At 37.7% G+C, this 8400-nt stretch carries 10 protein-coding genes and 2 tRNA genes; all 12 read right to left on the bottom strand.

What is annotated here, in order from left to right; all coding sequences use genetic code 11:
• Positions 1–3: 3 nt before the first annotated feature.
• Positions 4–79, bottom strand: a tRNA-Lys gene (locus Q4493_RS08480).
• A gap of 60 nt (positions 80–139) precedes the next feature.
• Positions 140–215: transfer RNA gene (locus Q4493_RS08475), tRNA-Lys, on the bottom strand.
• A gap of 147 nt (positions 216–362) precedes the next feature.
• On the bottom strand, positions 363–1142 hold the full coding sequence (gene ybgF / locus Q4493_RS08470; RefSeq protein ID WP_303451530.1) for a tol-pal system protein YbgF: 780 nt from the start codon (positions 1140–1142) through the stop codon (positions 363–365).
• Positions 1143–1168: 26 nt separating this feature from the next.
• Positions 1169–1708 carry a peptidoglycan-associated lipoprotein Pal gene (gene pal / locus Q4493_RS08465; protein WP_303451528.1) on the bottom strand — a complete coding sequence of 180 codons (540 nt, stop codon included), beginning with the start codon at positions 1706–1708 and terminating at the stop codon, positions 1169–1171.
• Between the two features lie 43 nt (positions 1709–1751).
• Positions 1752–3095 (bottom strand): Tol-Pal system beta propeller repeat protein TolB, encoded by a 1344-nt coding sequence (gene tolB / locus Q4493_RS08460; RefSeq protein WP_303451552.1) that lies wholly within the window; start codon positions 3093–3095, stop codon positions 1752–1754.
• A gap of 35 nt (positions 3096–3130) precedes the next feature.
• Positions 3131–4024 (bottom strand): cell envelope integrity protein TolA, encoded by an 894-nt coding sequence (tolA, locus tag Q4493_RS08455; protein WP_303451526.1) that lies wholly within the window; start codon positions 4022–4024, stop codon positions 3131–3133.
• Positions 4025–4028: 4 nt separating this feature from the next.
• Entirely contained in the window at positions 4029–4454 is a 426-nt protein-coding gene (gene tolR, locus Q4493_RS08450) for a protein TolR (protein WP_303451524.1), read from the bottom strand.
• Positions 4455–4472: 18 nt separating this feature from the next.
• On the bottom strand, positions 4473–5150 hold the full coding sequence (gene tolQ / locus Q4493_RS08445; protein ID WP_303451522.1) for a protein TolQ: 678 nt from the start codon (positions 5148–5150) through the stop codon (positions 4473–4475).
• The gene (gene ybgC / locus Q4493_RS08440) at positions 5140–5550 is read right to left on the bottom strand and encodes a tol-pal system-associated acyl-CoA thioesterase (RefSeq protein WP_303451520.1); all 411 of its coding nucleotides are present in this window, start codon (positions 5548–5550) and stop codon (positions 5140–5142) included. The genes tolQ and ybgC overlap by 11 nt, the downstream gene beginning before the upstream one ends.
• 512 nt (positions 5551–6062) lie before the next feature.
• A complete protein-coding gene (gene ruvB, locus Q4493_RS08435) occupies positions 6063–7067 on the bottom strand; it encodes a Holliday junction branch migration DNA helicase RuvB (protein WP_303451519.1) in 1005 nt (334 codons plus the stop codon).
• Between the two features lie 55 nt (positions 7068–7122).
• Positions 7123–7740, bottom strand: coding sequence for a Holliday junction branch migration protein RuvA (gene ruvA / locus Q4493_RS08430; protein WP_303451517.1), 618 nt, complete (start codon positions 7738–7740; stop codon positions 7123–7125).
• A 120-nt stretch (positions 7741–7860) separates the two neighbouring features.
• Positions 7861–8397 carry a crossover junction endodeoxyribonuclease RuvC gene (gene ruvC / locus Q4493_RS08425; RefSeq protein ID WP_303451515.1) on the bottom strand — a complete coding sequence of 179 codons (537 nt, stop codon included), beginning with the start codon at positions 8395–8397 and terminating at the stop codon, positions 7861–7863.
• Positions 8398–8400 lie beyond the last annotated feature (3 nt).

Below are 8400 nucleotides of genomic sequence, written 5' to 3'. Positions count from 1 at the left end.
AAGTGGTCGGTCGTGAAGGATTTGAACCTTCGACAAATTGGTTAAAAGCCAACTGCTCTACCAACTGAGCTAACGACCGATTAAATTTATTGTATAAATGGGCGAACCACACATTCTTTAATAACGAATAAAAAAGAAGTGGTCGGTCGTGAAGGATTTGAACCTTCGACAAATTGGTTAAAAGCCAACTGCTCTACCAACTGAGCTAACGACCGACATTTATGCGCGTTGAACGTCTCGTTCAACGCGCCGCATATGATACTGATAATTCTGTTGAGTGCAACAACAAAATTAAGTTTTTTTAGGATATCTTTTTATTTGTATAAAAAGCCAACATTGTGAACAAGTTATCAACAATATTATTACAATAAACTAGATAACCTAGGCTGGGCTAATTTTGCCGCACTTGAATTTGGATATTCTTTAATCAGCTGTTGGTACAAATTAACTGCTCGCGCTTTGTTATTTTGTTTCTGTTCAACCGTTGCTAATTTAAGTAAAGCATCACTTCGTTTGCTTGATTGAGGAAACTTTGAAACAACAATATCAAATTCTTGTTTAGCTTCTACTAATTCATTTTTATTAAACAATAATTGCCCTAACCAATAATGCGCGTTTGCTGCATAGGTTGAATTAGGAAAATTTTGATTAAAAGCACGAAACGCAGGAATGGCTTTATCATACAGTTTCTCTTTCAACACCATATTTACCGCACGGTCATACGCTTCATTTTCAGTTAAATTACTGCTGTAATTTGTTTGAACAGAATTCGCAGGTGCTTCTATTGATGCAGGCACAGAATTAGTAGGTTTAAGCGCTTGTGAGACGCGACGGTCCAACTCTTGATACAACTCACGCTGACGTTCAAGTACTTGGCTTAATTGATGTGTGTGTAACTCAGTGACACCACGTAATTCATTCACTTCGTTCTGTAATTCATCAAGTTGACGTTGAACATTCACCTGAGCACGATTTCTCGCATCAAGTTTACGTTCTAATTGATCAAGCCTTTCTTGAATAGACACAGATTTGAAAGCAGTATTACCGCGGGTAACATCTACTACAGGGGCTGGCTCTGCTGCTATTACAGATTGTGTAACAGCAGCGAAAGTTATGCCAAATAAAACTTTATTCAGTTTCATTTAATTACCTAACCTTTTTGTCTGAATTAGTATACTAAAACAGCACGACGGTTTTTAGCGAAAGCACTCTCAGAGCGATCTTTAACCATAGGTTTTTCTTCGCCGTAGCTAACAACTGTTAATTGTGAAGAAGATACACCCATGTTTTCTAAATAAGTGACAACGGCTTTAGCACGACGCTCGCCTAAGGCAATGTTATATTCAGGCGTACCACGTTCATCAGCATGACCTTCAACTAAAACACTTACACTTGAATTTTCATTTAAAAATTTAGCATGAGCTTCTAAAATTGCTGCAAATTCACCACTTACAGATGATTTATCAAAATCAAAGTAAACGATATGTTCAGAACGTAAACGCTCAATTTCTTGACGCTTTTGCTCTTCAATTTCAGCAGCACGTTGTGCAGCAGTCACTTGAACATTATCTTGTTCAGTTGATGTCTGCGTTTGTGCATTAGTATCAACTTGGCTTTGTTCATCAGTTTCAGAATTTGAACTACATGCAGCTAATGCCATCATTGGTAATGCAATAGCAAGAGCTTTAACAGTTTTATTCAAGCGCATTTCGGTTTTCCTTATTGTTTCAACATTTTAATTTTCAATTTTATTATAAAAACGGTGACCAAGCAGGTGCTTTTACTTGCCCATTCAGTGCAGGTAAACGAGCCTTAAATCGACCATCAACAGAAACTAAACTTAATACTTGGCGATTATTATGCAAAGTACTGTAGATAATCATGCCACCATTTGGAGCAATACTGGGCGATTCATCTAAACGAGTTTTTGTTAATACCTGAAAGATTCCAGAGTCTAACTCTTGTTTCGCTAAATGATACTGACCACGTGTTCTATTTACCATAACAAGTTGACGACCATCTGGCGTTAATGAGCCGCCAAGGTTCATTTCACCATCAAAAGTTAATCGTCTTACTTTACCGTCCACTAAATTTACGCGATATAGCTGAGCTTTTCCACCCCGTTCTGAACTAAATATCAATGAATTACCATCTGGAGACCAACTTGGCTCTGTATCGATTGCTCGATGACGGGTAATACGGCGTAATTTTTTCGTTTTAATGTTCATCACATAAAGCTCTGGGTTACCGTCTTTCGATAAAACCATGGCTAAACTTTTGCCGTCTGGAGACCAGCGAGGCGCACTGTTTATCCCTGAAAATGAACTAATTAGGTTTCGTTTACCAGAGTAAATATCAATAGTGAATATTTGCGCTTGATGATTTTCAAAGGTTACATAAGCAAGCTTATTACCCGTAGGATCCCAAGAAGGCGACATCAAAGGTTCTTTTGAGCTTAATAACACATGTTCGTTATAACCATCATAATCAGCAATCACCAATTGATATGGATAATTTCCTGCATCACGAACAATCACATAAGCAATTTTCGTTAAAAACGCGCCTCGAGTACCCGTTAACTTTAAGTAAATTTCATCACTGATGCGATGGCCGTAACGTCTGAATTGATCACTGCTAATTTCAACAGAACTTTCTGCCAGAATATGATCAGAGGTTTTTACCAATTGACCATTACTTAACATCTGTGTTTTACCACCAGTAATTTGACCGCGAATTACATCAATTAATTGATAGCTAACTTTATAACGGCCAACCGCTGTTTGTGAAATTTGACCTATAACAATATTTTCAACGCCGGCGGCTGCCCACGCGGTATAATCAATTTCGCTGTCATTTTGAGGATGTTGTGGAAAACGTACTTGGTTAATTGGACTAAACTTTCCGCTTCGCAATAAATCTTCACTAATAACATTACCAATGTTCTCGGGTAGAGGATTACTACCTGTCCATTTGAAAGGTAATACTGCAATAGGTCTAGCACCGTCAATACCTTCTGTGATCACAATTTCTAGGGTGGCGAATGCTTGGTGAGTTAATAGAGATAAACAAACAGCTAAAATTAATTTAATTTTCATCATAAGGATAAGGTTAATTACTACTTTGTTATTGATTAAAATTCAGGTACTACAGTTAAACTGATTGTACGCATTTTTTCAAATACTTCAGGATCTTTTGACACCGGAAGTTTTCCTGCTTTATAAACCGCTTTACTTGCCGCGTCACAAACGATTCGATCGCCATTACCAGATACTACATTAATAACGAAGCCAGATGGAGCCAATTTAATGGTTAATTTACACGACTTATTTTGCATCGTTGATTTATCGGTAATGAGATTACTTTGAATCGCCCTGGTAATTAACGCAGTATAACGGCCAATTTCGGTCATCATTTGTTGTTGTCTTGCTTTTTGACGAGACGCCATTTCTTCAGCCATTTGATTAGCAAGTGCTTGTTCTTGAGCCGCTTTTTCTTTGGCTTCTAACTCTTTACGTTTTTTCTCTGCAGCTTTTTTCTTACGTAATCGTTCAGCTTCTTTTGCTGCTTTTTCTTCCTTTAAACGTTTTGCTTTAGCATCGGCGGCGGCTTTTTCAGCTTTCTTTCTTTCTAATTCTTTCTTTTTACGGAGTTTTTCAGCTGCATTTGCTTTCGCTCTTTTAGCCGCATCGTCTGCTGCTTTTTTCTCACGTTCTTTTTTCTGACGTTGTTTTTCTAAATTTTTAATGCGAGTTTCTTCTTTTATGCGTTTACGCTTCGCTGCTGCCGCCTGTTCTTCAAGTTGTTTTATACGTTTAGCTTCATCAAGTTTTTTCTGTTTCAGTTTATTAACTTGCGCTTCTACTTTACTTCTATCAACGATAACAGCTTGAATGGGTTGTACTTGAACCGCCGTAGGTGTCGGCTTAGGTGTATGCGATGAAAAGTCACCAAGTACTAACACTAAAATCAAAGAAAAATGTAACGCCACACTGATTGCAATAGCGCTGAACAACTTATGATTCACCTAGTTATTTCTCCACCGAATCAGTCATCAAGCCAACAGAAGGCACACCGGCTTCTTGTTGTAATAGAACCATCAATTGAATGACCGCGTCATACGATACCGCTCCATCACCATTAACCACAACGGGCGTGTCTGGCTCTGCCTTAAGATGGGCAGCAACTAGTGTGGCAACTTCTTCAGCTGACATAGGCTCATTTTTACTGGTACCTACGGCTAAGTAATATTGACCTTGTGCGTCAACAGAAGCAACAAGAGGCGTTTTACTGTCTTTACTTAAAGGCTCTGCATCTGCCTTAGGTAATTCAACTTTAACCCCTTGGGTAATAAGAGGCGCTGTTACCATAAAAATAATGAGTAAAACTAACATCACATCAATGTAAGGAACTACATTAATTTCTGCAACCTTACGCCGTCTGACACGATTATACATAATTCACCCTACCTAACGTTATGATTCATTCGTTGTTTGACGTTGTAAAATGCTGGAAAATTCTTCCATAAAGTTACCGTAACTATTCTCTAATTTTTCAACATGATGGGTAAATCTGTTGTAGGCCATTACAGCCGGAATAGCGGCAAATAACCCCATAGCTGTTGCAATTAATGCCTCGGCAATACCTGGTGCAACTTGTGCTAATGTTGCTTGTTCTTGAGCGCCTAAGGCAATAAATGAATTCATAATACCCCACACCGTTCCAAATAAACCAATATATGGGCTGATAGAGCCAACGGTTGCCATAAACGGTAAATGAGTTTCTAATTCATCGACTTCGCGAGACAAAGCAACACGCATCGCTCTATGTGTACCGTCGACAATGATTTGTGGCGTGCTAATGTGACTTTTTCGTAAACGAGCAAATTCTTTAAAACCTGCAACAAATAAACTTTCAATGCCATGAATATGCGATCTGGCTGACACTTCGTTATATAATTTTGTTAAATCTGCGCCACTCCAAAACTTATCTTCAAAAGTTTGTAATTGTTCTCGCGCAGCGCGTAAGGTTTTTCTACGTTGAAAAATCATCGCCCAACAAGCAATTGAAAAACCTAATAAGGTTAACATCACCGCTTTAACTAATATGCTCGCTTGTAAAAATAAATCTAAAAAAGAAAGTTCAGCTGACACCTTTTAACGCTCCTAATATCGTGTTTGGTATTGCACAAGGTTTACCACGTAATAAATTAACATAAGCAACAACAACTTCTACCTTACAAAGGCAAACATGTTGTTCATTGGTGATTTGTTGAGTAAACCTAAGACTAGCGCGTTTTATTTCACTAATTGTTGAAGTTACTGTTAGTAAATCATCCAGTTTAGCCGAGGCTAAGTTATCCATTTCAACGTGTCTGACCACAAAACCACAGTTTTGTTCTAAAAAAAAGGATTGATTAATTTTAAGCGTTCTTAACCATTCAGTACGAGCACGCTCACAAAATTTTAAATAATTAGCGTAATAAACAATACCGCCTGCATCAGTATCTTCATAGTAAACTCGGATTTGAAATGTATTACTAAGCGTTTGCATGAATTTATGTATGGCTTTTAATCTAAAACTTCAAGTCTCTATAGTAATAGAATAATAGCTATGCAAACAAGTGTTTAAAGCAAGAGATTGCAAGAAAGTGTGAATATAACTTTTCTGACTTTTTACGGCCAACTTCCTGTTGTGTTCTATCAAATCAAGAATACTGATTATTCATTAGTTTTTCTAATGCGAAATATAAATTTAATTCGTTTGTTTTTATCCAGTGTCATTCATATAATGCTTTTGTTTTCTGAGCTAGTCCATGAAAAAACTCTCCCCCTAGGTTTTATCATGACTAGATTTTGAATAGATAACTCGTTTATTTATTCTCTCTGACATGTTTTTTGAAACATTTTTTCCTTCTAGTAACTTAGAATTTAAGTTGCCCGCTTTATTAGAGCGGGCTTTTTTTTGTCTGAAATTTAACAAGAAAGTAAACAATCATAAGTTAAATAACTGTTTTTAAATGATAATTTATATTAAGTAAGGTTTATCAGAGAGTGGTTATATTTTTATTCTGGATTTATTATTGAAAAATGTTGATAAGCTTTATCTGTTACTATTCGACCTCGCGGGGTACGTTGTAAGTAGCCCTGTTGAATTAAAAAAGGTTCAAGAACGTCTTCAATCGTTTCTCTTTCTTCGCCAATAGCTGCCGCAACGTTATCTAATCCTACTGGCCCGCCATTAAATTTTTCAATAATAGCTAATAAAAGCTTTCTATCCATAATATCAAAGCCTTCGTGGTCAACTTCGAGCATATTCAAGGCATTGCTTGCGGTGTGTTGATCCACTTCACCCGCAGTTTTAACATCGGCATAATCACGCACTCGTCGCAATAATCGATTAGCAATTCTAGGAGTGCCACGCGAGCGTTTCGCCACCTCAAAGGCTCCTTCTCCGTCCATATTTAAATTAAGAAAATGTGCGGAACGCGTCACAATATCAGTTAAATCTTTAGTGTTATAAAACTCTAATCGCTGAACGATACCAAATCGATCACGCAAGGGTGATGTTAATGCTCCTGCTCGCGTTGTAGCACCAATTAAAGTAAATGACGGTAGGTCAAGTTTGATTGACCGAGCAGCAGGTCCTTCCCCGATCATAATATCTAATTGATAATCTTCCATTGCAGGGTATAGCACTTCTTCAACCACAGGACTTAATCGATGTATTTCATCGATAAAAAGCACATCATTTTCTTCCAGATTAGTTAATAGTGCCGCAAGATCACCAGCTTTTTCTAATACTGGTCCCGAGGTTGTGCGAATGTTCACGCCCATTTCATTGGCAACAATATTCGCTAATGTGGTTTTACCTAACCCTGGCGGACCAAATATGAGTAAATGATCAAGAGGCTCGCCACGTTTTATCGCAGCTTCTATAAATATTTCCATTTGGGTTTTAACATGATCTTGCCCGGTATAATCCGCTAATAATTTTGGACGAATCGCACGATCAACCCCTTCATCTTCTAGCGTTGCAACAGGCTCAATTAATCGATCAGCTTCTATCATTTATTTTCTCTATCATTTTATTTATCAATTAACGTATCAAATATGGATAATATATTTATAACATAGCCTTTAATGCGTCTCTAATTAAGTCTTCGCTACTCTTATCAGCACTAAATATTGATTTAATCGCTTTGTCGGCTTGTTGTTGACTATAACCTAATGACACTAGGGCATTAGTTGCATCACCTTTGGCATTACTCACATAGTTATCAGTTTGCTGAACGTTCAAAGTAAAGCCTTCTGAAGAACTTGCATCGCCACCCGTTTGCCAATCTTTAAGGCGATCACGCATTTCAATTAATAAGCGCTCTGCTGTTTTCTTACCAACGCCTGGAATTTTTACAATCGTTGTTAAGTCGTCATGGTTTACACAACTAACAAATTGATCCGCCGACATACTCGATAAGATAGCTAAGCCTAATTTAGGGCCAACACCATTAACTTTGATCACTAAACGAAAAAGTTTTCGCTCAACTTTATTGGCAAAGCCATATAATAATTGCGCATCTTCTCGAACAACAAAGTGCGTATAAATTATCGCTTCTTCATTTAACTCTGGTAAAGCATAAATACTCGTCATTGGCATCGTTACTTCATAACCAATACCACCACATTCAATTAATACTTCTGGAGCAGTTTTCTCCAACAAAACACCACGCAAACGACCTATCACAGCAACAAAACCTTGAATGAAATTATTTTACGAAACCATAACACTATATATTTATACAGTAAAGTACCTGTTAAGCCGATTGGGATAAATTGTTGTTATCAAATACATCAATAACGAAGATTAGCGCAAACGACCTCTTACCATTTTGCTTGCTTGACCGGCCATTTTATCTAAAGAGTCATGACTATGAGCATGACACAATGCCACGGCTAAAGCATCGGCTGCATCCGCTTGTGGAGTTCCCGGAAGTTTTAAAATAGACTTTACCATATGCTGAACTTGAGTTTTATCGGCTGCTCCAGTACCAACCACCGATTGTTTGATTTGTCGGGCAGAATATTCGGCAACAGTTAAGCCATTATTGGTTGCTGCAACAATCGCAGCTCCCCTCGCTTGACCAAGCTTTAAAGCGCCCCCAGGGTTAACTCCCATAAACACTTGTTCAATAGCAAATAGCTCAGGATTAAATTGAATGATCAACTCTGATACGCCAGCAAAAATCGTTTGCAGTCTGTCACTGAAATTTTCATCTTCTTTATTGGCAGAAAATGCTTTAATACAGCCGCTACCTAAATAAGAAAGTTTACGCCCTTCTTTTTTAATAACGCCATAACCGGTAATTCGAGAGCCAGGATCAATTCCTAAAATAATAGACAAAGA

This window comes from Colwellia sp. 1_MG-2023, assembly GCF_030546755.1.
Lineage (GTDB): Bacteria > Pseudomonadota > Gammaproteobacteria > Enterobacterales > Alteromonadaceae > Thalassotalea_H.
This window is presented reverse-complemented; position numbering and strand designations above follow the sequence as displayed.

Excerpts from the sequence above, each read along its gene's own strand:
- ybgF (WP_303451530.1), bottom strand. The coding sequence starts at position 1,142 with ATGAAACTGAATAAAGTTTTATTTGGCATAACTTTCGCTGCTGTTACA.
- pal (WP_303451528.1), bottom strand. The coding sequence starts at position 1,708 with ATGCGCTTGAATAAAACTGTTAAAGCTCTTGCTATTGCATTACCAATG.
- tolB (WP_303451552.1), bottom strand. The coding sequence starts at position 3,095 with ATGAAAATTAAATTAATTTTAGCTGTTTGTTTATCTCTATTAACTCAC.
- tolR (WP_303451524.1), bottom strand. The coding sequence starts at position 4,454 with ATGTATAATCGTGTCAGACGGCGTAAGGTTGCAGAAATTAATGTAGTT.
- ybgC (WP_303451520.1), bottom strand. The coding sequence starts at position 5,550 with ATGCAAACGCTTAGTAATACATTTCAAATCCGAGTTTACTATGAAGAT.
- ruvB (WP_303451519.1), bottom strand. The coding sequence starts at position 7,067 with ATGATAGAAGCTGATCGATTAATTGAGCCTGTTGCAACGCTAGAAGAT.